The organism is Rhizobium sp. BK529, from assembly GCF_014194105.1.
Classification (GTDB): Bacteria; Pseudomonadota; Alphaproteobacteria; order Rhizobiales; family Rhizobiaceae; genus Rhizobium.
Genome location: NZ_JACIAU010000001.1, coordinates 3,098,941 through 3,123,442, shown reverse-complemented (window position 1 = coordinate 3,123,442; position 24,502 = coordinate 3,098,941). Strand labels below are relative to the sequence as shown.

At 61.2% G+C, this 24,502-nt stretch carries 23 protein-coding genes; 7 read left to right on the top strand and 16 right to left on the bottom strand.

The window, feature by feature from the left end; translation table 11 throughout:
* Complete coding sequence (locus tag FHX08_RS15650; protein WP_132652924.1) at positions 1-903, bottom strand: DMT family transporter; 903 nt, start codon at positions 901-903, stop codon at positions 1-3.
* Between the two features lie 108 nt (positions 904-1,011).
* Between FHX08_RS15650 and FHX08_RS15645 the strand changes: the two genes are divergently transcribed.
* Positions 1,012-1,479, top strand: a complete 468-nt coding sequence (locus FHX08_RS15645) for an Lrp/AsnC family transcriptional regulator (protein WP_376776545.1) — start codon at positions 1,012-1,014, stop codon at positions 1,477-1,479.
* Between the two features lie 2 nt (positions 1,480-1,481).
* Here FHX08_RS15645 and FHX08_RS15640 read toward each other — a convergent pair whose 3' ends face one another.
* Together FHX08_RS15640 and dut are read right to left on the bottom strand one after the other, a co-directional pair.
* Complete coding sequence (locus tag FHX08_RS15640; protein ID WP_132652923.1) at positions 1,482-2,375, bottom strand: GNAT family N-acetyltransferase; 894 nt, start codon at positions 2,373-2,375, stop codon at positions 1,482-1,484.
* The gene (gene dut, locus FHX08_RS15635) at positions 2,372-2,842 is read right to left on the bottom strand and encodes a dUTP diphosphatase (RefSeq protein WP_132652922.1); all 471 of its coding nucleotides are present in this window, start codon (positions 2,840-2,842) and stop codon (positions 2,372-2,374) included. Before dut ends, FHX08_RS15640 begins: the two co-directional genes overlap by 4 nt.
* Before the next feature lie 90 nt (positions 2,843-2,932).
* Between dut and FHX08_RS15630 the strand changes: the two genes are divergently transcribed.
* Positions 2,933-4,516, top strand: a complete 1,584-nt coding sequence (locus tag FHX08_RS15630) for a peptide chain release factor 3 (RefSeq protein ID WP_132652921.1) — start codon at positions 2,933-2,935, stop codon at positions 4,514-4,516.
* Positions 4,517-5,185: 669 nt separating this feature from the next.
* Here FHX08_RS15630 and otsA read toward each other — a convergent pair.
* The 6 genes from otsA to FHX08_RS15600 all read right to left on the bottom strand — a co-directional run bounded on the left by otsA (position 5,186) and on the right by FHX08_RS15600 (position 12,286).
* Positions 5,186-6,559 (bottom strand): alpha,alpha-trehalose-phosphate synthase (UDP-forming), encoded by a 1,374-nt coding sequence (gene otsA, locus FHX08_RS15625; protein ID WP_184327297.1) that lies wholly within the window; start codon positions 6,557-6,559, stop codon positions 5,186-5,188.
* Between the two features lie 34 nt (positions 6,560-6,593).
* On the bottom strand, positions 6,594-7,391 hold the full coding sequence (gene otsB / locus FHX08_RS15620) for a trehalose-phosphatase (protein WP_132652920.1): 798 nt from the start codon (positions 7,389-7,391) through the stop codon (positions 6,594-6,596).
* 48 nt (positions 7,392-7,439) lie between these two features.
* Entirely contained in the window at positions 7,440-8,972 is a 1,533-nt protein-coding gene (locus FHX08_RS15615; RefSeq protein ID WP_132652919.1) for a S10 family peptidase, read from the bottom strand.
* A gap of 100 nt (positions 8,973-9,072) precedes the next feature.
* Complete coding sequence (locus FHX08_RS15610; RefSeq protein WP_132652918.1) at positions 9,073-10,359, bottom strand: CynX/NimT family MFS transporter; 1,287 nt, start codon at positions 10,357-10,359, stop codon at positions 9,073-9,075.
* On the bottom strand, positions 10,356-11,033 hold the full coding sequence (locus FHX08_RS15605) for a FadR/GntR family transcriptional regulator (protein ID WP_132652917.1): 678 nt from the start codon (positions 11,031-11,033) through the stop codon (positions 10,356-10,358). Before FHX08_RS15605 ends, FHX08_RS15610 begins: the two co-directional genes overlap by 4 nt.
* Positions 11,034-11,374: 341 nt before the next feature.
* Complete coding sequence (locus FHX08_RS15600) at positions 11,375-12,286, bottom strand: pirin family protein (protein ID WP_132652916.1); 912 nt, start codon at positions 12,284-12,286, stop codon at positions 11,375-11,377.
* A gap of 256 nt (positions 12,287-12,542) precedes the next feature.
* Between FHX08_RS15600 and FHX08_RS15595 the strand changes: the two genes are divergently transcribed.
* Positions 12,543-13,355, top strand: coding sequence for a class II glutamine amidotransferase (locus FHX08_RS15595; protein ID WP_132652915.1), 813 nt, complete (start codon positions 12,543-12,545; stop codon positions 13,353-13,355).
* Here FHX08_RS15595 and coaBC read toward each other — a convergent pair.
* On the bottom strand, positions 13,342-14,553 hold the full coding sequence (coaBC, locus tag FHX08_RS15590; protein WP_132652914.1) for a bifunctional phosphopantothenoylcysteine decarboxylase/phosphopantothenate--cysteine ligase CoaBC: 1,212 nt from the start codon (positions 14,551-14,553) through the stop codon (positions 13,342-13,344). The two genes, FHX08_RS15595 and coaBC, sit on opposite strands and share 14 nt — an antisense overlap.
* A 172-nt stretch (positions 14,554-14,725) precedes the next feature.
* The gene (locus FHX08_RS15585; protein ID WP_184327296.1) at positions 14,726-15,646 is read right to left on the bottom strand and encodes a DMT family transporter; all 921 of its coding nucleotides are present in this window, start codon (positions 15,644-15,646) and stop codon (positions 14,726-14,728) included.
* 246 nt (positions 15,647-15,892) lie between these two features.
* On the opposite strand from FHX08_RS15585, the gene FHX08_RS15580 reads away from it, so the two are divergent.
* Positions 15,893-16,756 carry an NmrA family NAD(P)-binding protein gene (locus FHX08_RS15580; RefSeq protein WP_132652912.1) on the top strand — a complete coding sequence of 288 codons (864 nt, stop codon included), beginning with the start codon at positions 15,893-15,895 and terminating at the stop codon, positions 16,754-16,756.
* A 50-nt stretch (positions 16,757-16,806) separates the two neighbouring features.
* Here FHX08_RS15580 and FHX08_RS15575 read toward each other — a convergent pair whose 3' ends face one another.
* Positions 16,807-17,571, bottom strand: coding sequence for an SDR family oxidoreductase (locus tag FHX08_RS15575; RefSeq protein WP_132652911.1), 765 nt, complete (start codon positions 17,569-17,571; stop codon positions 16,807-16,809).
* 143 nt (positions 17,572-17,714) lie between these two features.
* Between FHX08_RS15575 and FHX08_RS15570 the strand changes: the two genes are divergently transcribed.
* Positions 17,715-18,620, top strand: a complete 906-nt coding sequence (locus tag FHX08_RS15570) for a LysR family transcriptional regulator (protein ID WP_184327295.1) — start codon at positions 17,715-17,717, stop codon at positions 18,618-18,620.
* On the opposite strand, the gene FHX08_RS15565 is transcribed toward FHX08_RS15570, so the two are convergent.
* Positions 18,617-19,492 (bottom strand): LysR family transcriptional regulator, encoded by an 876-nt coding sequence (locus FHX08_RS15565; protein WP_132652909.1) that lies wholly within the window; start codon positions 19,490-19,492, stop codon positions 18,617-18,619. The two genes, FHX08_RS15570 and FHX08_RS15565, sit on opposite strands and share 4 nt — an antisense overlap.
* A 91-nt stretch (positions 19,493-19,583) precedes the next feature.
* Between FHX08_RS15565 and FHX08_RS15560 the strand changes: the two genes are divergently transcribed.
* Together FHX08_RS15560 and FHX08_RS15555 are read left to right on the top strand one after the other, a co-directional pair.
* Positions 19,584-20,837 (top strand): MFS transporter, encoded by a 1,254-nt coding sequence (locus tag FHX08_RS15560; RefSeq protein WP_245508246.1) that lies wholly within the window; start codon positions 19,584-19,586, stop codon positions 20,835-20,837.
* Between the two features lie 58 nt (positions 20,838-20,895).
* Complete coding sequence (locus tag FHX08_RS15555; RefSeq protein WP_132652908.1) at positions 20,896-21,297, top strand: GFA family protein; 402 nt, start codon at positions 20,896-20,898, stop codon at positions 21,295-21,297.
* A gap of 9 nt (positions 21,298-21,306) precedes the next feature.
* On the opposite strand, the gene FHX08_RS15550 is transcribed toward FHX08_RS15555, so the two are convergent.
* The 3 genes from FHX08_RS15550 to FHX08_RS15540 form a co-directional block, all read right to left on the bottom strand.
* The gene (locus tag FHX08_RS15550; RefSeq protein WP_132652907.1) at positions 21,307-22,968 is read right to left on the bottom strand and encodes a urocanate hydratase; all 1,662 of its coding nucleotides are present in this window, start codon (positions 22,966-22,968) and stop codon (positions 21,307-21,309) included.
* A gap of 69 nt (positions 22,969-23,037) precedes the next feature.
* Positions 23,038-23,367 carry a TfoX/Sxy family protein gene (locus tag FHX08_RS15545; RefSeq protein WP_132652906.1) on the bottom strand — a complete coding sequence of 110 codons (330 nt, stop codon included), beginning with the start codon at positions 23,365-23,367 and terminating at the stop codon, positions 23,038-23,040.
* Between the two features lie 3 nt (positions 23,368-23,370).
* The gene (locus FHX08_RS15540; protein ID WP_132652905.1) at positions 23,371-24,468 is read right to left on the bottom strand and encodes a DUF917 domain-containing protein; all 1,098 of its coding nucleotides are present in this window, start codon (positions 24,466-24,468) and stop codon (positions 23,371-23,373) included.
* Positions 24,469-24,502: the final 34 nt, after the last annotated feature.

Genomic DNA, 24,502 nt, shown 5'->3' with positions numbered 1-24,502 from the left:
TTAGCTTCTGGTCGCCGGCAGGCGAACGAGCCGGCCTGGCGACCAGCCGAGATTCATGCCTGCGGCGGCAAGCAGAATGACCACCGCCCCAGCGATCTGCATCGGCTGTAATGCGTGGCCGAAGGCAAGGCGGTCGACCAGAATGGCGGCGACCGGATAGATGAAGGATAGAGCACCCGTCAGATGCGTCGGCAGCTTCTGGATCGCGCCATAGAGCAGCACATACATGAGGCCGGTGTGGATGACGCCGACGGCGGTCAAGATCAGCCATGATCCTGCATCGACCGGAAGATTCTTAAAATCGGTCATCGGTGCCAGCATGACAATGCCGGTTGAAACCTGGATCAGCGCGATCAGATGCGGCGGCGTACCGCGCAACCACTTGGCGGCAAGTGCAGCGAGCGCATAGAAGAAGGCAGCGCCAAGCGCCATCAGGATGCCGAGACCGTAACTGCCTGAGATGGCATCAGCTTGCGGCTTCGCCTCGACGATGACAGCCATGCCGCTGAAGGAAAGCCCGAGCCAGAAGAGCTTGGTAGCTGTGATCTTCTCGCCGAGGAACAGCGCGCCAAGCGCAAGCAGCATGAAGGGCTGCGTATTGTAGACTGTGGTCGCAATCGAGATAGACGCGTGTGAATAGGAGACGAACAGCAGAAGCCAGTTGGAAACGATGGCGACGCCGCCGAAGACGGCAATACCGAACGCACGCAGGCCGATGATGCCAGGCCTGAACAGGCCAAGCGCGGCGCAGATGACGAGCAGGGTCAACGCACCGAAAAAGCAGCGCCAGAAGACCACGCTACTGACGGGCTGGCCAGACATGACGACGAACCAGCCGATCGTTCCCGAGATCAACATCGCTGCCGTCATCTCCACTGTGCCTCTTCTGATTTCAGCCTGCATCGCCATCTCCATTCGTTAGCGGGAAATTGTATTGCGGCATCGCAGCATTTTCTATAAGCTAAGAAAGGGAAAGGCTGGATAAACCTAATCTTGTTAGGAGTTTTTGCCATGTTGGCTAACGAGATGCAGGCAGTCGACGATATTGACCGCGCAATGATAGAGGCGCTGGCTGGAAATTCGCGTATTTCCCTAAAAGAACTCGCTCAGGCTGTAGGACTTTCTTCGCCAAGTGCAGCGGAACGTCTGCGACGGCTTGAGGATCGCGGTGTCGTGACGCTCTTCACCATTGATCTCGATCCGGCCGCAATTGGCTACCCGCTTCAGGCGATCGTGCGGGTGCGCCCGCTGCCAGGCCAACTCCATATCGTCGAACGGATTATCCAGGACACGCCGGAATTTATCGAATGCGACAAGGTAACGGGAGACGATTGTTTCATCGCCCGTCTCGTCGTTCGTTCCATGGGCGAACTCGACAGCATTCTCGACAAAGTGGCCGAGCGGGCGGAAACCAACACGTCGATGATCAAGTCCTCGCCGGTCAAGCGCCGTCTGCCGCCGCTGATACGGAAAAAGTGATCTCAGAAATCCGCCATCGGCGAAAGCATTGCGGGGTGATCGAGCCTCACCTCTTCCATCCCGCGCAACATCAGCCGCGTTTCGCCTCCGTAAGGAACTGCCTCGCCGGACCAGCCGAGCCTGTCTGGCCGAAAGAGCGTTTCGACAGACCTCGCCTCTACCCTGAGGCCGGCAAGGATTGCCGCAAGTGACGGGATTTCGGGCGCGACGACATCGAGAAGGATGAAATGTCCTGAAGCCGCCATCTTCCATGCAATGGCGGCTTTGCTCTCTTCCAGATAGCTGAGGCGGATATTGGGGTCGAACTGTGTGTTGATGAGAAACATCGCCGGGCTGCTGGCGACGGCGAGCGTCTGCGAAACCGGCGTTCGGCTCGCAAGCAAGTCCTGAAGCAGGGCAAGATCATTGGCATCGCGCGGCTGCAGCGGCCTTGATGTTGCGGAACCGACCGGGACAGGTGCAGCGCCGATATATTTGTGAAGCGGCAGCGAACGGAAGCCATAGGGCTCGTAGAGACCGGGCTTGTCCGTATAGAGGATGACAACACCGAAACTCTGAGCCTCGCACCAGGCGAGTGCCTTCCGCGTCACATCGCGGTACAGGCCGCGGCCCCGCCATGGCGGACGGACTGCACCGGATTGCAATGCGGCCGCATTGATAAGTCTGCCGTTGAAGACGAAGGGCATGGCAAAAGCCGAGAGGTTGGCAGCAAGCACGCCCTCCTCGGTAAACCAGCCGAAGGGCATGCTGGTCGGATCCGCGCCGCCGAGCTCTCGCAGCGGATCGATATCGATGCCGAACGTATCGTCGAGAAGGGAAACGAGAGCGGCCCAGGCTGTCGGATCGTTGAAATAGTCCTGCCGAAAGGTAAGGCCGGTCGTGTCGAAGGCGCTCATACGCCGGTCGAGCCGAAACCGCCAGCCCCCCGAGCGGTTTCGGTCGTCTCGGAGACCTCGGCAATGCGAGCCTGGATGAAGGGCGCAATCACCATCTGCGCGATCCGCATGCCGCGGGTGATGGTGAATTCCTCCTCGCCGTGATTGATGAGGATAACCTTCACTTCGCCGCGATAGTCGCTATCGACGGTGCCGGGTGCATTCAGACAGGTGACACCGTTCTTGGCCGCGAGGCCGGAACGAGGGCGAACCTGGCCCTCGAAACCCTCAGGGATTTCGAAGACGAAGCCGGTCGGCACGAGCGCGCGTTTGCCGGGCGAAAGCACCAGCGGCTTGTCCTCGTCGATAGCCGCACGCAGGTCGATGCCAGCAGCACCGCGTGTTTCATAGGCGGGCAGATCGAGGCCCTGGCCGTTCGGCAGGCGGATCAGATTGAGGGTCGGGTGGGTCTCAGTGTGAATGGTCATGGGGCATTACTTCGTGCCTCGTGCAGCAAGGTCAATTGCAATGGCGCGCTTTAATCGCTAGATACGCGGCAATTCCACAGGATTCACATCATGGCCGAAAGTCTCGCCGAGGCGGTTTCCCGCCGCCGCACATTCGCTATTATTGCGCACCCGGACGCGGGTAAGACGACGCTCACCGAGAAGCTGCTGCTGTTCGGCGGCGCCATCCAGCTCGCCGGCGAAGTGAAGGCGAAGAAGGATCGCATGCAGACCCGCTCGGACTGGATGAAGATCGAACGCGAACGCGGCATCTCGGTCGTTACGTCCGTCATGACCTTCGAATACAACGACAATGTCTTCAATATTCTCGACACACCGGGTCACGAAGACTTCGCCGACGACACCTACCGCACGCTGACGGCGGTGGATGCCGCCGTCATGGTCATCGACGCCGCAAAGGGTATCGAGCCGCGTACGCTGAAGCTCTTCGAAGTCTGCCGCATGCGCGACATCCCGATCATCACCTTCATCAACAAGATGGACCGCGAAAGCCGCGATCCCTTCGAAATTCTGGATGAGGTCGAAGAGAAGCTGGCGCTGGATACCGCTCCGGTTACTTGGCCGATCGGCCGCTCCAAGACCTTCTGCGGCTCCTACCATCTGAAGGAAAATACGGTGCGCGGTTCTGACACGGAAGTCGATGTCACCGCTGTCAACGGCCCGCAGAGCGTCGCCGACCGCCTGCCGGAAAACGAGCGCGACGCCTTCATCGAAGAAGTCGAGCTGGCGATCGAAGCCTGCCGTCCCTTCGATCGGGAAGCCTTCCTCGAAGGCCATATGACGCCGGTCTTCTTTGGCTCGGCGCTGCGCAATTTCGGCGTTCGCGATCTCATCAACGCGCTTGGCGAATTCGCGCCACCGCCGCGCGACCAGGTCGCCGATATCCGCACGGTGCATGCCGCCGAAGACAAGATGACGGCCTTCGTCTTCAAGATTCAGGCGAACATGGACCCGAACCACCGCGACCGCATCGCCTTCGCCCGCATCTGCTCCGGCAAGCTGGAGCGCGGTATGAAAGCCCGCCTGGCACGTACCGGAAAGCAGCTCGGTCTCACCGCGCCGCAGTTCTTTTTCGCCTCTCAGCGCCAGCTTGCGGATACCGCCTTTGCCGGTGACGTGGTCGGCATTCCAAACCACGGCACGCTGCGCATCGGCGATACGCTGACGGAAGGTGAAAGCCTGGTTTTCCAGGGAGTGCCGAACTTCTCGCCGGAAATTCTGCGCCGCGTGCGGCTGGAAGATGCGATGAAGGCCAAGAAGCTGAAAGAAGCCCTACAGCAGATGGCCGAGGAAGGCGTGGTCCAGCTCTTCCAGCCCGAAGACGGCTCGCCTGCTATCGTCGGTGTCGTCGGCGCGCTGCAGCTCGACGTCTTGAAAGAGCGCTTGATGGCCGAGTACGGGCTGCCGGTCTCCTTCGAAATGTCGCGCTTTTCCGTCTGCCGCTGGATCTCGTCCGACCAGCCGGCGGATCTCGACAAGTTCCTGACCGTCAAGCGCGGCGATATCGCCCGCGATCTCGACGGCGATCCAGTCTTCCTGGCGCAGGACAGTTTCTCGCTGCGTTACGAGGCGGAGCGCTATCCGGCGATCAAGATGGTAGCGATCAAGGAATATCACGCGGCCAAGGCCGCCTGATCATCCCGCCAATCGCTCGGTAAGGGACTCAGCGACTGCGCGCACGGCCAACAGCTGCCGGCGCCGATGCGGCATGAGAAGTGCCGTGGTGACATTGCCGCCCGTCCAGCCGGGCAGCAGACGAACCAGCCTGCAGTCTCGCGGGTCGTGTGACAAACCGCGGTGGGAAGGATGGTAATACCCATTCCAACTGCTGCGGCTTTCAGCAGCACATCGGTTCGTCCGCCGCCATGAAGCGCTGAGGCTTAGGCTTTACAACGACCTCCGCGCGGTGACAGGAGATAAGGCGCCATTGCTCCTCGGAGAGCCTTGGCATGACCGTTGTAACCGGCTCTATATCCTCTGGTCGCGCGGGCTTCCCATATTGCGCTACGCTGCACGAGCGTCGAATCTCCGAATGAAAAGCGGTGGCTGCGGAGCGCAATATCGAAGCCTTCCTGAACGATGTCGACGAGACGATCGGTGACATGAAACGAGACTTTCAGCTCTGGATAGTGCTGGCCCGTAACCGCGGCTGCGCACGATGCTCTCAGCCAATTCTGCTTCGATGATCGAGGCTTGAGCAGGGTCGAAGAAATCCCTACCGATGCCGTTCAGCCAAATTGCGTGATGGTAGGAATCACCCGCTCATCAGCAAGGTTGTCTGCCGGCGGGCCGCCATCAAACCGTTCAGGCAGCGAGATCACCGAGGAAATCGTCGCACCAGCGCAAAACGTCGTGCTCCAAGAGGTGCTCCATCATCCGCCCCCAGCGGTCGCGGCGCTCATCAAGCGGCATGTTGAGCCCGCGCGCCAGCGCATTGGATGTACCGACGATATCGTAGGGATTGACGAGCAGGGCGCCCTTCAGTTCGCGCGCCGCGCCGGCAAAGCGGGAAAGAACAAGCACACCGGGATCGTCAGGGTTCTGTGCGGCAACATATTCTTTGGCGACGAGGTTCATGCCGTCGCGTAGCGGCGTAACGAGGCCGACCTTGGCGAGCCGGTAAAGACCGGCGAGCACTGGCCGACTGACGGAGCGATTGATGTAGCGGATCGGCACCCAGTCGACCGTGCCGAGCGCGCCGTTCACGCGGCCGGCCTGTTCGGCGACCATCCGCTGCATCGCCTCGTATTCCGGTACTTCCGAACGGGACTTCGGCGTTATCTGCAGGTAGGTGACCTTGCGCTGATGCGCCGGATTGTTAGTGACGAAATGCTCGAAGGCATCGATGCGCTGGGTGATACCCTTGGAATAATCCAGCCGGTCCACGCCGATGATAAGGCTGCGATCCTCAATGCTCCGGCGCGCCTTCTGCACCATGCTATGACTGTCGGCTCTCCTTGCGAATTCGGCGAAGGCGGCGGTTTCAATGCCGATCGGATAGGCACCGCCGCGGAACATGCGCTCGCCTGCTGTAAAACGCCCTTCACCGATCATGTCACCCATCCCCTCGCGGCGCAGGCAGCCCGCGAAGTTTTCCAGATCGTGGTCGGTCTGGAAGCCGACAAGGTCGTAGGCAGCGAGCCCTCGCATGATTTCCTCGTGGACGGGCATCGCAAAGAGTACGTCTGCCGGCGGCCAGGGAATGTGCAGGAAAAAGCCGATCCTGTTCTTCAGCCCCATCTGGCGGAGCTCGGCGGCGAGCGGAATGAGGTGATAGTCATGGACCCAGACGACGTCGTCCGGCTCAATCAACGGCGCCAGTCGATGGGCGAAGAAGCGGTTGACACGGAAATAGCCGGCCATCTCGGTGCGCCCGTATTCCGCAAGGTCGAGCCGGTAATGACAGATCGGCCAGAGCATGCGGTTGGCAAAGCCGAAATAGTATTCGTCGACATCCTTGGACGTCAGGTCGGTCAGCGCATAAGTAATGTTGCCCCGTTCCTCGATGGAAAGCGGACCTGGCTCGCCCTCATCGCTGATCTTTCCCGACCAGCCCATCCAGATGCCACCGCGTTTCTCAAGGGCAGCTTCCAGCGCCACGGCAAGTCCGCCGGCGGACGCAGCCCCCTTTTTCTCCGGAACGGGGACGCGGTTGGAGACGACGACAAGGCGGCTCATGATAAAATTCCTTTCATTAGAAAATAAAACGCAATCAGCTGGCAAAATGCGCGATGATTTCGCGAACCGCCTCCGCGGAAGGTAGGGAGCCGCGCGCGACAGTCCCAGCGGCCGGCGGGCCAACGCGGACGGAGTATCCTCCGAGCTGGTTCGCCACGCCGAACATCGCCTCGTCTGTGAGGTCATCGCCGATGGCGATCGGATGGCGGCCGTTGAATGGCGGAGATGCCAGAAAACTCTGCAACGCATCGCCCTTGTTGGCTCTGGCGGGCCGGATTTCGAAAACCATCTTGCCCGGCTGCAGCGTCCAGTCCGGTCCCGCATGATTCGCGAGACGCTGCATCAATTCCGCTAGTTCCGCTTGCCGCGCCGGTGCAAGGCGGAAATGGGCGGCGACAGCCGCGCCCTTGTCCTCGATAAGGATGCCGGCCCAACCTGCCGTCTCTGCCCTCAGTTCGATCTTCAGCCTCTCGAACTCGGCTGTTGGTTCCACCTTGAAAATGTTGCCGTCAGAGGTGCGGCGCTCGGCCCCATGCAGGCCGGCGATAGGAAATTGAAAGGGTGCGAAGAGGCGGTCGGCATAGGAAAGTCCTCTGCCCGTGACCAGAGCCAGCGCCCCGCCGAGCTTTTGCGACAGCGCGTCGAGCTGCGCCGGAAGCGAAGGCGGCACGGATATCTCATCCGGCGTCGGCGCAAGATCGAGGAGCGTGCCGTCGATATCGAGAAAGAGTGCACCGTCTGGGAGATAGGAAGAGAGTGTGGAGAGGGTGTCGTCCTGCCGGAAAGCGTCGCCGGGTGGCGGAGCTTCTGATAGCTGATTGCTGTTTGCCATGAATGGGAAACTAGGTCAGCCCAGCCCTCCGGCAACCCTTATCTGCCGTCAATCCGCCGGCGGACCGGCAGGATGTTCGGCATAAAAGGCCTTCGCATCCGCGGTGAATGCGGCACGCTGGCCTGCAGTCATATAGAACATGTGGCCGCCCCGATAGAGCTTCAGTGACACGCGATTGCCCGCAAGCGAGGACGGAAGATGATCGATCACATAGCGGCTGACGCCATAGGGCGTCACGAGGTCGCTGTAACCATGGGCGATCAGCAAGTGAAATGACGGATTGGAGGCGAGCATCTGCCTGATATCGTCGGTGGCGCTTGCCTGGAAGCGCGAGCCGCGTCCGCTGCCCCATTCCCAGCGCCGGCTGATATCGTTCTCGAGCAGGGTATAGGTCATCTCCGTTTTGAAGCCGAGTTCGTTACGAGCATAATCGGCGAAGGCGCCGCCGTAGGCGCGGGCGAAGCCGTCGAGGATTGGGTCGTCGCCCCGATCGGAATCGGATTCCGGATAGGGATCAGGTGTTGCGAAGGAGGCATCATAGGGGCTCATCACTTCGCCGCCCTTCTGGTTGGAATGTTTGGCGAAAGCATCGCCGAGGAAGCCGCGATTGCGGGTAACGACATCTTGCGGAATGCCTGTCAAACCGGAGATTTTGTTGTAGAAGGCGGTTGCCGCATCGCCCGTTGGCGCAGGACCGGCCAGGGTGGTGAGATATTCGCCAAGTGCGAATCTCTCGGCGTCGCGCTGGCCGGATTCACTGAAGTTTTTGCGTCGGTCGGCTTCTGCGGCTGCCAGCGAGGGAAATTCCAGTGCCGCACCGAGCGCGAACTGGTCTGCATTGAACATCAGCTGTCCTTCGAGCAGCGGCGACAGCATGACAGTGCCGGCGATGATGATGCCCTGGCTCTCCTGCAACGAGGACGCTACTTTGGCGGCACGGAAGCCGCCATAACTTTCGCCGAGCAGATATTTCGGCGAATTGGCGCGGTTGTTATGAGCGACGTAGAGCGCGATCGCCTTCGCCATCGTCTGTGCGTCAGTGCCGACATTGTAATAGTTCGAAGCGTCGTCGGCTTTCACCGTGCGGCTCCAGCCGGTGCCGATCGGATCGATCAGCACGAGATCGGTGAAATCGAGCCAGCTATGCTTGTTATCGACGAGCTTCGCATTCGCGCCGTCGCGGCCGTCGGGACCGAAATCCAGCACCTTCGGGCCTACGAGGCCGAGATGCAGGAATGCGGAAGCCGCGCCTGGCCCACCATTGAACGCGAAGGTGATCGGCCGGTTCGGCCCGGCGTCCTTGGCGACATAAGCAGTGTAGAAAATTGCGGCGTTCTGCCCGCCATCCTGGCCAAAGAGATCAAGCGTGCCAGCCGTCGCAGTGTAGGCGAGCTTGCGTCCATCGGCCGTCGTAAGTTCATGTTCGGCGACGGAATCTGCCGGCAATAATTTGAGCACGCCCTCGCGGGTCGAACTTTGTTGGGCTGGCGCGCGGCGCTCGCCGGCCTCCTGCGCGAAGGTGAGGGAAGGCGCGAGCGTGGCGGTCAGCGCGGCGAAGAAAAGCAGGGATCGAAAACGCAAGTACATCCTCCTCCGGCGGTCCGGGATGCGGCTGAGATAGGGTAGCAGCCGCGCCTTTGCGATGGAGATCAAGAGATGGTGATGCGCAAGTGAGCCTGGCTCATTCGCCCCTCTCGATGGTGCGCGCATTCACATGCAGCGCGCGCCCAGCCTGCCATCCGTTGAAGGCGGCACCAAGGCCGAGCGCGACGAAAAGCACGGCGCACCAGGCGAAGCTCCCCGTCCAGCCGCGGATCAGGCCGACGATGAACGGACCGATTGCGGCGAGCAGATAACCAACGCATTGCGCCATGCCGGAAAGGTGAGCGGCGACATGCGGATCGCGCGAACGCAGCACGATGGCCGTCATCGCCGCGGCAATAAGCCCACCTTGACCGATCCCCTGCAGGACAGCCCAGGCCCAGACGGTAGACAGTGGCGCGAAGAGCAGACCGAGAAGTGCCAGGACGGCGAAGGCGCAGAGCGTAACGTTGATAAGGCGCTGGTCTTTACCGCGCACGGCGATGTGCGGCACGACGAGACAGGCGGCGGCCTGCACCATGACGGAAGCGGAGACGATGCCGCCGGCCGTAACGCCGTCAAGTCCGCGTTCGCGCAGGATCGGTACCAGCCAGCCGAAGACGCAATAGGCGAGTGCCGACTGCAGGCCCATGAAAAGAGTCACCTGCCAGGCGAGCTTGTCCCGCCAGAGCCCTTCGACACGAAAGCCGCTGCGCCGCGCCTGTCGACTGCCCGCAATGACCTGCGGCAGCCAGATGAACCCAACAACGAGGACAGGCAGAGCCCAGACGGCAAGCGCGCCTTCCAGCGAGCCGCCAAGCGCATGTTCGATCGGCAGCGTCAGGCCGGCCGCACTTGCGGCACCTGCGCAGAGCGCCATCGTATAGAGGCCGGTCATCAGAGCTGCATTTGCAGCGAAGTCCCGCTTCACCAGTCCGGGCAGCAGCACGTTGCCAACAGCGATCGCAGCACCTGCAATTGCGGTGCCAAGAAAGAGCAGCGGAATGGAAGAAAGGCCGCGCAGTGCCGTGCCGAGCGTCAAGAGCAGAAGCACGCCGAGCAGTGTCCGCTCCGAGCCGCTGCGCTGGGCAAGCCGCGGAGCCAGCGGTGAGAAGGCACCGAGGCAGACGACCGGAAGCGTCGTCAGAAGGCTGGCACCGAGCGGCGACAGGCCGAGTTCAGTCCGGATTTCCGGCAGAAGGGCGGAAGCGCTGGAAAATACCGGCCGCAGATTGAACGCGATCAGCACGAGGCTGGCACCGAGCAGGAAACGGGCGGCCCTGCTCTGCGTCTGCGGCGGCAGCGGTGCCGGCACACTGTCGATTTCGGCATCGATCATCGTCTCGTCGACGGCGTCGAGCGCGGCGTTCTCTATGGACATGGTCATGAAAGAAGCATCCGGTCGAGGGCGGAAAGAATGGGAGCCATGAAGTCGCGCACGGCTGCATCGGCCTTGCCGGGATTGCCAGTCTGGATGGCATCGACAATCGCCTGATGTGCCTGCATGTCGGGCTCGGGGATCGCCTTGCCGAGCGTGGCGGCAATGGTCTCTGTGATCGAGGTAGAGAAGAAATCGTAAATCTCGATCATCGCCCGGTTGCCGGAGGCGGCGATGACGGCTTTGTGGAAGGCAAGATCGCGCTCGATGAAGCCTGCCGGATCGCCGCCTTCATAATTGCCGCGCTCAGCAAGCAGCGTGCTAAGGCCGGCGATGACCTTGGGCGTCTTGCGAAGTGCGGCGAGCCGTGCCCCTTCGACATCGAGTGCACAGCGGGCTTCGAACTGGTCGCGCAGACCGGCGCGGCGCGCCATGGTGAGCGGCCGGCTGACGTCTGTGGCGGAGAGTACATAAGTGCCGGAGCCCTGCCGCGTTTCCAAAAGGCCTTGCGAGACGAGAACGCGCACGGCTTCGCGCACCGTGCCGCGGCTCACCGACAGCATGGTCGAGAGCGCGGCTTCGTTCGGCAGCTTCTCGCCGACCGCCCAGCGCTTGGCCAGGATCTCGCTGCGGATCGCCTCGATTGCCGTGTCGGCGAGATTGGTCTTGTTGATTGGTTGCATGGCACTATTCATAAAGTCATCTGATGACTTTATGAATAGTGCCAATCCGATCGCACGTCAATGGATGAACAGCGGCAATAAAAAAGGGTCGCTCTCGCGACCCTTTCCATGAGGTTTGGCCTGTAACTGGCCGGACCGTCTGCGCGGCCCTAGGAAGGTGGGGTTTCAGAGCGAGGGCTGCCTCGCTTTCATCACCACTTCCATGCCCATTACGAGGTCCGAAAACTCACTAGACATTGGATCACCTTCCTTTCGTTACGTTGAACACGGGTTAAACGTAGGCCGATTCTTCTGAGATGCAAGAAAAAATGTCATGCCTCAAATTTAGCCGCCGTCCGACTTCAATGCGCCGCCTTGATAAAAGTGCCGTTCTGCAGTTCGCGCATCGCCTGTCTGATCTCCTCGTGGGAGTTCATGACGATAGGCCCATGCCAGGCGACAGGTTCTTCGAGCGGCTTTCCGGAGACGAGCAGGAAGCGAATACCTTGATCGCCTGCCTGAATTGTCACCTCGTCGCCGGTGTCGAAGACCACAAGGGTACGATTGCCGGACATGTCGCGGATATTCAGTTCCTCGCCATTGACTTCCTTCTCGACGCGCACGCCGAACGGTTTGGAGGCATCACGGAAGGTGCCGGAACCTGCGAAGATATAGGCGAAAGCGTTGCGGTAGGTATCGACCGGCAGCCGCTTTTTCTTGCCCGGAGGCACCGAGATATCGAGGTAGATTGGATCGGCCGCAATGCCATCGACAGGACCGCTCTTACCCCAGAAATTGCCGCAGATAATACGAACCGCGGTGCCGTCATCATCAACAACGAGAGGGATATCCGAGGATTTGACGTCCTGATAGCGGGGAGCGGTCATCTTCAGCGACGAGGGCAGATTGGCCCAGAGCTGGAAGCCGTGCATTCTACCGGCAAAATCACCCTTCGGCATCTCCTGATGCATGATGCCGCTGCCAGCCGTCATCCACTGGATATCGCCTGCATTCAAGAGGCCGCGATTGCCGAGGCTGTCGCCGTGCTCGACTGTGCCGGCCAGCACATAGGTGATCGTCTCGATACCGCGGTGCGGATGCCAGGGAAAGCCGCGGATATATTCGGCCGGGTTGTCGTTGCGGAAATCATCCATCATCAGGAACGGATCGGTCATCGATGGGTCGCCAAAACCGAAGACGCGGTGCAGCTTCACGCCGGCGCCTTCGATTGTGGGAGTGGCAGTGCTCTGGTGCTTTATAGGGCGGATCGACATGGCATCCTCCAAAGGGTTCAACTTGGGCAGGACTATAACGGCCGCAGGATCGGTCGCGAAGCCACCGGTCCCGGCAACGGACTGTTCACAAAGAGCGATGTGGTTTTCGTCAAAAGTGATCCCATCAGGCGTCAAGAATTTGTCATCTTCGCCCTGCAAATCGCGTGGCCGTTAAGTCGTTGTTAGCCGTAGCATTCGACAATCCAAGATGTTTTCAGCATTCCTGCCGTAGCAGGCGGCGGGCCGGAGCAAGAACATGTGTCGCTGGGCAGCCTATCGTGGAGACCCCCTCTATCTGGAGGAGCTGGTATCTTCACCCGCCCATTCCTTGATCGAGCAATCCCATTGCGCCACCCGCGCCAAGACGGCGACGAACGGCGATGGCTTCGGTATCGCCTGGTATGGTGATCGGCCGGAGCCCGGTCGCTACCGCGATATCCTGCCGGCCTGGTCCGACTGCAATCTGAAAAGTCTGGCGCGGCAGATCCGATCGCCGCTTTTCCTTGCCCACGTGCGAGCCGCAACTGGCGGCGGCACGCGGCGCGACAATTGTCATCCCTTCACGCACGAAACCTGGTCCTTCATGCACAATGGCCAGATCTCAGGCTTCGAGCGCCTGCGCCGGCCGATGGAAACCATGCTCGATGACGAGTTGTTCAATGCCCGAAACGGCACGACTGATTCCGAGCTCCTGTTCCTGCTCGCGCTGCAGTTCGGCCTTCGGGACGCGCCGGTCGCTGCCATAGCGCAGACGATTGCCTTCGTCGAAGGCCTTGCGGAGAATATTCTGGGTTCCGTGCTATTGCGTTTCACGGCCGCTTTCTCGGACGGCAAGTCGCTTTATGCAGTCCGCTATGCTACCGACCGCAAGGCGCCGACGCTCTACGCTTCGCCGCTTGGCAAAGGCTATTGCCTCGTTTCCGAGCCGTTGAACGATGATGGGGATGCCTGGCAGGAAATCCCTGATGGCAGCGCGGTAATCGTCAGCGCCGATGGCCTCGAGATCACGGCTTTCCAGCCAGAAAAGCCCTTGGCTGCAAGGCCAGAGCCCCTCTCTATCCCCGCATAAGCTGTTCGGCAATCAGTGCCGCCAGCCGCTCCGCCACCTCGTCCTTGGAAAGATCGGGCCATTGTTCGATACCGTCGCGGCGGATGAGCTTCACGCTGTTGTGCGTGCCGCCCATGATGCCGGTCGACGGCGAGACGTCATTGGCAACGATCAGGTCAGCGCCCTTGCGGTCCAGCTTGAGCTTGGCATTGGCCTCGACATCCTGCGTCTCCGCCGCAAAGCCGATGACCAGCTTCGGCCGCGTCGTGTGATGACCGACAGTCTTCAGGATATCCGGGTTCTCCGTCAGCGCCAGCGTTGGGATGGATTCGCCCGGATGCTTCTTGATTTTCTGATCGGCGGCCGAGGCAACGCGCCAGTCGGCAACCGCGGCGACCATGACGGCAACATCGGCGGGAAGGGCGGCGAGCACCGCGTCTCGCATCTCTTCGGCCCGCTCGACATGCACCGTCCTGACGCCGGCAGGATCGGGAATGGTCACCGGACCAGACACCAGCGTCACATCCGCGCCGAGCCGCGCCAGCGCTGCGGCGATGGCATGTCCCTGCCGGCCGGAGGAGCGGTTGGCGATGTAACGAACCGGATCGATCGGCTCATGTGTTGGGCCTGAGGTAACGATCGCCTTCTTGCCGGCAAGCAGTTGCGGGCCACTATCGAGCAATGCCTCGATCGCTGCGATGATCTCGAGCGGTTCGGCCATGCGGCCCGTCCCGGTCTCCCGGCTTTCCGCCATTTCACCCGCCATCGGGCCGATGAAGCGGATACCGTCACGGCGCAATGCCTCGACATTGCGTTTCGTCGCCGGATGCGCCCACATTTTCGGGTTCATAGCAGGTGCGGCGAGCACCGGCCGGTCGGCGGCAAGCAACACCGTCGAGGCAAGATCGTCGGCAAGCCCATGTGCCATCTTGGCCATCAGATCGGCGGTCGCGGGCGCGATCAGCACCAGATCGCAGTCCCGCGCCAGCCGGATATGGCCGACATCCTGCTCGTCCTGCCGCGAAAACAAGTCGGTGAAGACGTGGTCCGTCGCAAGTGCGCCAACGGCAAGCGGAGTCACGAACTCCTGTGCACCCTTTGTCATGATCGGGCGCACGGAAGCGCCGCGTTCGCGCAGGCGACGGATAAGATCGAGGCTCTTATAGGCGGCGATGCCGCCCGAAATGATGAGGAGGATGCGTTTACCGCTGAGAGCCATGGTTCTTTCCCGCCGCGTCTTTGACTGGGTAAGACCCTACAGCATCGGCCAGAAAATCGGAATCGATTTTCGGAAGGCCCGATGCGTAGATTCAAACAGTTAGAGCATCCTTAGTACGTCCGCATAGATGCACGCAGCCGAGCCTCCGGTGGAAACGTGCAATCTTCGGTACTCAGGCTTGTGCGACCCGTCTCGGCGTGAAGATCGCAATCGCCATGCCGACTCCGACCAGTTGCAGGATTGCACCGCCGGCTTCGGGAATGGTCGGCATGCGCTGCTCGAACAGGAAGCCGTAAAACAGGCCGAAGACGGTTTCCGCAACGACGAGTTGGGCCGCAAGTGCCAGCGGCAGAAGCCGCGCGGCAATCATCCAGGACAGCGTGGCAAGCCAAGAGCCGGCAATGCCCATCACGGCGCCCCAAAGCACAAAATGGAAAGTCTGCTCGCCGGTGAAGCTGACATTTTCCCACAGCGAGGTGAAGGGCAGCAGGATGACAGCGCCAATGCCGGCACCAATCCCCTGCAAAGCAGTCCAGTGCATGGCGCTCGGTGCATCCTGTGACTGCATGACGGCGGCGCTGATAAGGCTGTAAATGACCCAGAGCACGAGGCCGATCAGCGCTGCGGCGATGCCTGACAGGATTCCGGTCTGGTCTCCGGCCGATGTGGTGGCGAAGATCGAGACATTCACCCAGCCGATACCGGCGGCAATCAGCATCAGTGGCAGTGCCAGCGCGCTCCAGCTGATGGATCGGTCCTTGAAATTGGCGATGATGGCAAGCAGCACCGGCATAGTGCCGATGACCAGCGGCGGAATGGCCGTCCCTGCATAGCGCACGGCATAGGAGATGCTCATGAAGTAGCCGACATAGCCGAAGCCGCCGAGGGCAATGCCAGTCAGCACTAGCGAGCGTCTCAGGCCCACCGGGCGAAAGCGCGGATTGATCATCAGGATCAGACTGACGGCGGCAAAAAGCCCGTAACGCGCCACCGTCAGGTCGATCGTCGTATAGGGTGCGACGACACGAGGTGCGACGAAGCTGAGCCCCCACAGCGCACAGGTGGCGAGTCCACAGAGGATGCCGATCAGCATGTGTTGCTCCGAAGAGATGGGACCGTGCTCCGGCATGAAGGGGTTGGGAGCGGTCGTGGAAGAATGTTGCCAGCGCGATATGCCCAATCGCGACCCGAAACAAGGGCTCGCCTGCGACATCGCGGAGGCGGCTTTGACATGCTGGCCGTAATTGGTGCGTTTGAGTCATCAATTATGTGACGGAACCGCACTTCAGTCACATATCGATCGGCGGCATAGTGGGCCAACCCATAAGGAGTTGCCCCAATGTTTGCTATCACCGGAATGACTGGCCAGGTCGGCGCCGCTGTTGCTGATCATCTGCTGAAGGATGGCGCACAGGTCCGTGCCGTCGTCAGAAATCCCGAAAAGGCCGCCCGCTGGAAGGAGCGCGGCTGCGAACTCCTCGTCGCTGACATGAACGACGCAGCGTCGCTGACGTCTGCCTTCAAGGGTGCGGAAGCCATTTTCCTCGTCATCCCGCCGCTCTTCGACCCAACGCCCGGCTTCCCGGAAGTGAGGGGCATGTTGGCGGCGCTGAAGACCGCGCTTGACGAGGCAAGGCCCGGAAAGCTGGTCTGCCTGTCAACGGTCGGTGCGCAGGCGACAGAGCCGAACCTGCTGAGCCAGCTCGGCATCGTCGAGAAGGAGCTTTCGATGCTGCCCATGCCGGTCGCCTTCCTGCGCGCCGCTTGGTTCATGGAAAACGCTGCCTGGGATGTGGCGCCGGCCCGCGAAAACGGCGTTATCCAGAGCTTCCTGCAGCCGCTCGATCGCGCTGTCCCGATGATTGCCGTCGACGATATCGGTCTGCTTGGTGCGAAAATGCTGCGCGAAGACTGGCAGGGTGGGCGTATTGCGGAGCTGGAAGCGCAGGAGCGTGTCAGCCCCAGGATGGTCGCCGCCGCTTTTGCCAAGGCGCTTGGCAAGCCGATAACCCCGGAAGTCGTGCCGCGGGAAAGCTGGGAAGAGCTGTTCCGCGCTCAAGGCATGAAGAATCCGGAACCCCGTATGCGCATGCTCGATGGCTTCAACGAGGGCTGGATCGACTTTGAGGGTGGTCATGAGCGGTCGCTGAAGGGCGCCACAACAATCGAAACAGCAATCCGCCGCCTCGTTGCCGGAGCGTGAAGAAAGGCCGCGGTCGGAGGGACCGCGGCCTTTCTTCTTCCAGTTTGAAATCAGGTGCGGGTGATGGATACGCCGCCATCGACCAGCGAAGCCGTGCCCGTGACGAAGCTTGCATCGTCAGATGCGAGATAGAGCACCGAACGTGCGAGTTCCTCCGGCGTTGCGACGCGCTTCAGCGCATGCAGGTTGGTGATGAAGGACTGCTTCTCTGATGTGTCATTCATCTCGCGGTACATGTCCGTATCTACAGCGCCGGGCAGCACGGCGTTGACGCGGATGTTCTGTGGGCCGTATTCAGCGGCGAGCGCTTGCGTCAGTCCGATCAGGCCGGACTTGCTGGCGGCATAGGCGGCTACACCCGGGAAGGAAAAGCTGTAGCCGACAAAGGTCGACGTGAAAATTACCGAGCCGCTGCCACGCTTGACCATTTCAGCGATCTGATGCTTGGCGGCGAGGAAAGAGGCAGTAAGATTGATCGCCACCGTCTCAGCAAAGCCTGCTTCCGAAACTTCGGTGCTCGGACCGGCCTCACCGATCGTACCGGCATTGTTGAAGGCGATGTCCAGTTTACTGTAGTTTTCGACGGCAGCTGCGACCAGCGCCTTGTGATAGTCTTCCGAACGGACATCACCGGCAACGGCGACGGCATCGCCACCGGCAGCCTTGATTTCGGCGACCAGGCTTTCGAGTTCGGCCTGGCGGCGGGCGCCGACGACGACCTTGGCGCCTTCAGCAGCAAAAAGTTTGGCGGTGACGCGACCGATGCCTGAGCTTGCGCCGGTGACTATTGCGACTTTGTTGGTCAGACGGTTCATTGTTTTATCTCCTCGATTTGTGTTGGGCCGGCCCTTCCGTCCCGTTTCGATGACTGGAAGATGGCATTCTTCTTTCGTTCGGATTAGTCTCCCGTTCGCGGAGCTCGAATTCGGAAAAGCCGAACGATGATGAAGCCAGAACGATGATGAAGATTGAGGGGATTGCGGCTTTTGTTGCCGTGGTGGAGTCCGGCTCAGTGAGCGAGGCTGCACGGCGGCTGCGGCTTTCCAAATCCGTCGTCAGCGAAAGGCTCGCGGAATTGGAAAAGACGTTGGGCGCCATGCTCGTCCACCGCACCACGCGCAAGCTCACTCTGACAGAAGATGGATCGGCCTTTCTGGAGCGGGCTGCGCGCATCATCCGCGAGATGGAAGAGGCCGAGGCCGACATGGCCGAGCGACGCGGCACGCTTTCAGGCCCGCTGCGGATCGCGGCCCCCGTCACTTTCGGCCGCCTGCATCTCGGGCCTGCCCTCTATCCGTTTCTGAAGGCTTATCCGCAGATCGCGCTGACGCTCGATATGGATGACCGTCGCGTCGATCCGGCCTCGGACGGCTATGATGCGATCATCCGCCACGGCGCCATTGCCGATTCACGCCTGATCGCCTGGAAGCTCGCCCGCAGCCGGCGGCTGCTGGTCGCATCGCCGGATTACATCGAACAATTTGGCAAGCCCACCTCTTTGGCGGATCTCAACGGCCATCGCGGCATTTTCTATACCAACCGTGGCGTCGCCGACTGGCGTTTCCAGACGGATGAGGGTGCCGTTGTCATCCGCGCGATGCTGGGTCTCGGCATCAACAATGGCGACATGCTGCATGATGCGGCGATTGCGGGTGTCGGCATCGCGCTTTTGCCGACTTTCATCGCTGGCCCCGCCGTTCGCGACGGTCGCCTGAGAGAGATCGATGTCGGCGCCAAGCCAGAGCCGGAATTCATCTACATGGCCCATCCCGAGGGGCGGAATCCCTCCGCCAAGCTGCGCGCCATCGCCGACCATCTGAAAAAGACCTTCGGCGATCCGCCCTATTGGGATCCGGACTGCTAAGCCAGAAGGCTCATCAGATTTTCGGTCACGGGAGAGCGCTGGCTGCGCAGCACGGCCAATGCCAGCCGTGCCACAGCAGGCGGCCCCTCGATCGTCCGGTAGGCGACGCCGGCAAGTTTGATCTGCGAAATCGAGGCCGGTACGATCGAAACGCCGAGATCGGCGGCAACGAGATTGACGACCGAGGAAATCTGCGGCGCCTCCTGCGCGACCTTCAGCTCGAAACCTGCCTCGCGGCAGGCGCGCACCACATCATCATAGAGGCTGAGGCCGACGAGCCGCGGGAAGAGAATGAAATTCTCCCTCGCCAGCAGAGCAAGCGGCAGTGCCTTTTGTTTTGCCAGCGGATGGCTTGCCGGCAGGGCAACGACCATCGGTTCATCCGGCAGGCGCTTCAGCCTGATGCCATCGGGGTCGTCGAGGCCGGGCCGCATGAAGGTAGCATCCAGCTCTCCACGTTCCAGTTTCTGCATCAGGCCAAGTGTATTCATCTCTGTCAGCGACAGCTGCACATCCGGCCATCGGGCTTGAAAGCGGCGGATCGTCGTACTGACAATGGGATTGAACGCCGAAGAGGCGGTGAAGCCGAGCGACAATCGGCCAGTCTCGCCGCGATTGGCGCTCTGTGCCGCCAGCCGCGCCTTTTCGGCAGCCGCGAGCGATGCTTTCGCTTCGGGTAGGAAGGCCATGCCGGCCGCCGTCAGCTCCGCCCCGTGTGGGACGCGATGGAAAAGCATCGCCCCGACCTCGGTCTCCAGATCACGGATCTGCTGGCTAAGTGGCGGCTGACCTATGCCGAGGCGCACGGCCGCTCGCGTGAAATTACCCTCCTCGGCCACAGCCAGAAAATATCGCAAATGCCGCAGTTCCACTGCTATCTCCAAAACCTATCAGAATTGCCAGTCTCATATATTGGACAGATGGAGGCGTCCTGACTAGATAGGAGGCAGGAAGGAATTGATAATGTCCGACACTGCAATCCAAGACGTTGCCGACCTGCAAACGGGCGACAGAAAACAGACCAGAGATTATCTGACGCGCGGCACCGGCGCGTATCGCCGCGCCAGCCTCGCCCTCTTCCTTTCAGGCTTTGCCACCTTCTCGCTGCTCTATTGCGTCCAGCCCCTATTGCCGATCTTTTCGCAGGAATTTGCCGTCAGCCCGGCCGAAAGTTCGCTGGTGCTGTCGCTCGCCACCGGCTTTTTGGCGATCGCCATCGTCTTCGCCGCCGCCGTCTCGGAAGGGCTTGGCCGCCGCGGCCTCATGTCGATTTCGCTGGTTGGCGCCGCCTTGCTGACCATTGCCACCGCCTTTGCGCCGAACTGGCACCTGATGCTGGTCATCAGAGCGCTGCAGGGCTTTGTACTCGGTGGTGTGCCGGCCGTTGCCATGGCTTATCTCGCGGAAGAGATCGATCCGCGCGGCCTTGGCGCCACGATGGGCCTCTATGTCGGTGGTACGGCCTTCGGCGGCATGTCGGGGCGCGTGCTGACCGGCATCTTTGCCGAATATCTTTCCTGGCGGCCGGCTCTGTTCCTTATCGGCGCCATCGGCCTTGCAGCCGCGATCGGCTTCATCGCGCTGCTGCCGCCCTCGCGCAATTTCGTCCGCCGCGCCGGCTTCGACCCGCAGTTCCACCTGAAGGCCTGGTTGGGGCATCTCAGCAATCCGGCACTGCCCCTCATCTTCGCCAGCGCCTTTTTCGCGATGGGCTCATTCGTAACGATCTATAACTATGCCGGCTTCCGTCTCGTCGCACCGCCGTACGGCCTCAACCAGACCGAACTCGGCCTGATCTTCACCGTCTATCTCTTTGGTATTGGTGCATCCTCTGTCGGCGGCATCCTCGGCGACCGCTTCGGCCAATTCGCCGTGCTGATGGCCGGCATCCTCATCACAGCAGCAGGTTGTGCACTGACGCTTTCGGCTTCCCTGCCGCTCATCATCCTCGGCATCATTGTGCTGACCAGCGGTTTCTTCATGACGCATTCAGTGGGAAGCGGTCTGGTTGGCAAGCTCGCCGCCGGTACCAAGGGTCATGCCTCCTCGCTCTATATGCTCGCCTATTATATCGGCTCCAGCATCATGGGTTCGGCTGGCGGCTGGTTCTGGGCGATGGAGGGATGGGCCTCCGTTGTGATCTTCACGCTCATCCTGATGGCGCTGGCTTTTTTCTCTGCACTGACCGCGCGCAGGCTTGCCCGGCGCCCGACTTGACTTTCAATCCGTGATGATTAATTTAACTGTAAGGTTAAATACGAGTCGGAGGAGCATTGTGAAGAAAACCTATCATGGAAGCTGCCATTGCGGCGCCATCGCCTATGAGGCCGGGCTTGATCTTTCGGCCGGCACGTTCAAATGCAATTGCTCGATCTGCCGCAAAAAGCGCAGCTGGCTGGCGATCGTGCAGCCGGCCGATTTCCGGCTGGTGTCAGGCCGGGACCATCTGCGCGAATATCTCTTCGGCGCAGGCGCGATTCATCATCTCTTCTGCGAAACCTGCGGTGTGGCTTCCTTCGCCCGTAATGATAGTCAGACAATCGGCCCCTTCATCGCCATCGCCGTCAATTGCCTTGACGATGCTGATGCGGAGGAGCTTGCCGCGGCACCCGTTGCCTATTTCGATGGTCTGCATGACCGCTACGATGCCGAGCCCGCAGAAAAGCAGCTTCTTTGACAACGACTGTCAGCTCAGCCGGATATAGGGCACGTCCTTCTTCGCCACCTCATCCAGCGCTTCGTCATAACCGGCATCGGCGTAACGCATGACGCCGAGCGCCGTATCGTTGGTTAGCGCATAGTCGAGGCGTTCATCGGCGGCATCAGTGCCGTCGGCGACCACGGTGACGCCGCAGCTTGTCATATAGCCGGCGTAACCGCCGCCGCCCGAATGGACGACCACGAGATCGGCCATCGAGGAGCAGAGCATCATCGCATCGATGAGCGGCCAGTCGGCAATGGCGTCCGATCCGTCCTTCATCCGCTCGGTCATGATATTCGGATGCGCCATGGCGCCGGCGTCGAGATGGTCGCGCGAGAAGGCAACGGGTCCCTTCAATTCGCCATCCGCAACCAGCTCGTTGACCCGCCGCGCCAGCGCCGTGCGTTCGCCATGGCCAAGCCAGGCAATACGCGCCGGCAGGCCTTCGAAGGGAATATGTTCTCGCGCCAGGCGGACCCAGTTGGTGATGATCTTGTTATCAGGAAACATTTCCAACAGCAGATCGTCGATGCGAGCGATGTCGCTCTCCTCGCCCGACAGCGCCATCCACCGGAAGGGGCCGATGGCGCGAGCAAAGAGCGGGCGCAGATAGGCTTCCGTGAAGATCGGAATATCGAAGGCATTGGCAACGCCGCCCTCGCGTGCCTGTGTGCGAATGAGATTGCCGTTGTCGAAGACTTCCGAGCCGCGCTTCTGAAATTCAAGCATCGCAGTGACATGCTCGACGATCGAGGCGCGGCTGGCGGCCATCAGCTGGCCCTGACCATCATCTCGCAGACCCCTCACCTGATCGATGCTCATCCCCTTCGGCACATAGCCGTAGACGAGGTCATGCGCCGAGGTCTGGTCGGTGACGACATCGGGCACGATGCCGCGCCGGGCAATTTCGGGATAGATCTCGGCCGCGTTGCCGACGAGGCCGACGGAGAGCGCCCGCTTTTCCTTGATCGCGGCATCGATCATAACAAGCGCACTATCGAGATCGGGCGCAATTTCCTGCAGATAACCGATCTGCTGGCGCTTGCGCGCGCGTTCAGGATCGATATCGACGCAGAGGATTGCTGCACCCGCCATACGGCCGGCAAGCGGCTGCGCCCCGCCCATGCCGCCAAGCCCGGCCGTCAACACGAAGCGCCCATAGAGATCGCCGCCGAAACGGCGCTCGGCAATGCGCATGAAGATCTCGTAGGTGCCCTGAATGACGCCCTGGCTGCCGATGTATTGCCAGGCGCCGGCTGTCAGCCCGCCCCAGCAGATCAAACCCTTGCGCTGCAATTCATAGAAGACCTCGGCCTTCGCCCATTGGCCGACGATATTGCAATTCGCCATGATGACGAGCGGCGCCTTGGCATGGGTCTTCACGAGGCCGATCGGCTTGCCGGACTGGATGAGCAGCGTCTGATCCTCGTCCATTTCTATGAGGGCCTTGACGATACCACGATGTGCCGCCCAGCTACGGGCCGCCTTGCCGAGCGCGGCGTAGACGACGAGATTGTCGGGATCTTCGCCGACCGAGAGCACGTTTTCGAGCAGCCGCAGCAGCGCTTCCTGCCGCCAGCCCTTGGCGCGCAGCTCCGGCCCGCTGGGGATGAGAAATTTCGGATGGCGTGGATTGGCCTTCGGCATCTTGGGTTCCTCGTCCGTTTTTCACCTTCCTTCTCCCCGCAGGAAGAAGGGGCAATGGCATCGCTTCATTCACTTGGCAGGCATCGGTTCCACATAGGCAAGCGCGGCATCAATGAGACGCCGCCTCATGGCATCGTCACCGCAGACATCGGCATTGGCTCGCACCCAGCCATGCATGATGCGCTCGCCCGACAGCATTTGGATCACGCCCGGCAGCGCCAGCGCCCAGCCATCATTGCCCTTGCCGAGACGCAGCAACATGCCGTCATGGCGCGCGCAGCAGAGCAGGTTGCCGTTGAGCATGAAGGCCCAGCCGCCGAACATGGATTTCTCGCTGAGGCCCGGCCGCTCGCCGAGCTCATCGCGCATCAGTTCTTCCAGCCCGCGATCGCGCGCCATGGCTCAGGCCCTCGTCTCCAGTGCATAGCGTGCGATCTCGATGCCCATCGCCTTTTCGACGGGAGGATAGACGGTCGGATCGAGCACGCTGGCCGACAACGGAATAATGTCCTTCGGCACGTGCAGGATGAAGACATGCATTCCGCCCTTGAGCTGGCCGACGGAAAGCGGTTCGCCATCCTCGGAAAGCGTGGTGATGACGGCCGGGAAGGTCGCAACACGCGTGCCGCCCGCATCTTCAACCGCCATATATTCGTTCATCACATGAAGCGTCACGGCCTTGTCCCCCGCGCCGACGGTGATCGTGCCGATGTCGAAGGCCTCCTTAGTGTAGACGACGTCTTTTTTCGTGATCGTGCCTTCTGCCAGAATATGGCCGCCCGTCGTCCTGCAGATTGCGTCGATAACAGCCGATCCGCCCCTCTTTTCCGCCTCGATGATCGCCTCGCCGAGCTTTAGCGCCATGGAAATGCCACCGAGTGCGGCATTCTTGCGAACGTAGGAGGCGCGCAGCGGATTGCGGCAGCTGGCGATGAAGCCGCCGGACTGGTCGGCAGCGGCCCGCAGCACCGGCGATATCTTCGCCGTCGCGCCCTTCACGACCAGCTCGATATACCGATTTTCGGCGCGATTGCCGCCGACCGCCGTCTGGATCATCTGCTCCGGCGAGCCCGCCATGCCGATCGAGCCCATGTCGCCGGTCGGATGCGCCCGAATGTCACCGACGGCATCGACGACCTTGGTGCCGAGGATCGCCGAAGGCAGCCAGCCGTTCAGCGTCGAGGACTTGCCGTTCTGACCGATGATGAGGCCTGCCAATTTTTCGCCGAGCGCTTCCTGCAGAAGCTGCACGGCCTTCACATAATCAATGCCCTGCATTTCCCAGGGCGTCGTGGAGGCAGGCGCGCCGATCGCCGCAGCCGTCGCGATCCAGTCGTCGCCGCCAAGTTCCTCGATGGAGACGAGCTCCGGCTTGCCGACATTGACGGCCGCATAACCGAGCATGCGGCCGTGATCCGCCCAGCCGCCACCGCCGGCGGCATAGACGGAGCCACCCTTGACGGCGGCTTCCACGTCCTTCTCAACCAGTATGCGTCCCATCGGCTTGCTCCTTCCTCTGCATGATCCCGAAAAA

Coding starts and splice junctions, on each gene's coding strand:
- FHX08_RS15610 (WP_132652918.1), bottom strand. CDS start 10,359: ATGACCATGTCCATAGAGAACGCCGCGCTCGACGCCGTCGACGAGACG.
- FHX08_RS15540 (WP_132652905.1), bottom strand. CDS start 24,468: ATGGGACGCATACTGGTTGAGAAGGACGTGGAAGCCGCCGTCAAGGGT.
- FHX08_RS15645 (WP_376776545.1), top strand. CDS start 1,012: ATGTTGGCTAACGAGATGCAGGCAGTCGACGATATTGACCGCGCAATG.
- FHX08_RS15575 (WP_132652911.1), bottom strand. CDS start 17,571: ATGAACCGTCTGACCAACAAAGTCGCAATAGTCACCGGCGCAAGCTCA.
- otsA (WP_184327297.1), bottom strand. CDS start 6,559: ATGAGCCGCCTTGTCGTCGTCTCCAACCGCGTCCCCGTTCCGGAGAAA.
- FHX08_RS15605 (WP_132652917.1), bottom strand. CDS start 11,033: ATGCAACCAATCAACAAGACCAATCTCGCCGACACGGCAATCGAGGCG.
- FHX08_RS15595 (WP_132652915.1), top strand. CDS start 12,543: ATGTGTCGCTGGGCAGCCTATCGTGGAGACCCCCTCTATCTGGAGGAG.
- FHX08_RS15545 (WP_132652906.1), bottom strand. CDS start 23,367: ATGGCGCGCGATCGCGGGCTGGAAGAACTGATGCGCGATGAGCTCGGC.
- FHX08_RS15585 (WP_184327296.1), bottom strand. CDS start 15,646: ATGCTGATCGGCATCCTCTGTGGACTCGCCACCTGTGCGCTGTGGGGG.
- FHX08_RS15640 (WP_132652923.1), bottom strand. CDS start 2,375: ATGAGCGCCTTCGACACGACCGGCCTTACCTTTCGGCAGGACTATTTC.
- FHX08_RS15550 (WP_132652907.1), bottom strand. CDS start 22,968: ATGCCGAAGGCCAATCCACGCCATCCGAAATTTCTCATCCCCAGCGGG.
- coaBC (WP_132652914.1), bottom strand. CDS start 14,553: ATGGCTCTCAGCGGTAAACGCATCCTCCTCATCATTTCGGGCGGCATC.
- FHX08_RS15560 (WP_245508246.1), top strand. CDS start 19,584: ATGTCCGACACTGCAATCCAAGACGTTGCCGACCTGCAAACGGGCGAC.
- FHX08_RS15630 (WP_132652921.1), top strand. CDS start 2,933: ATGGCCGAAAGTCTCGCCGAGGCGGTTTCCCGCCGCCGCACATTCGCT.
- otsB (WP_132652920.1), bottom strand. CDS start 7,391: ATGGCAAACAGCAATCAGCTATCAGAAGCTCCGCCACCCGGCGACGCT.
- FHX08_RS15600 (WP_132652916.1), bottom strand. CDS start 12,286: ATGTCGATCCGCCCTATAAAGCACCAGAGCACTGCCACTCCCACAATC.
- FHX08_RS15580 (WP_132652912.1), top strand. CDS start 15,893: ATGTTTGCTATCACCGGAATGACTGGCCAGGTCGGCGCCGCTGTTGCT.
- dut (WP_132652922.1), bottom strand. CDS start 2,842: ATGACCATTCACACTGAGACCCACCCGACCCTCAATCTGATCCGCCTG.
- FHX08_RS15570 (WP_184327295.1), top strand. CDS start 17,715: ATGATGAAGATTGAGGGGATTGCGGCTTTTGTTGCCGTGGTGGAGTCC.
- FHX08_RS15650 (WP_132652924.1), bottom strand. CDS start 903: ATGCAGGCTGAAATCAGAAGAGGCACAGTGGAGATGACGGCAGCGATG.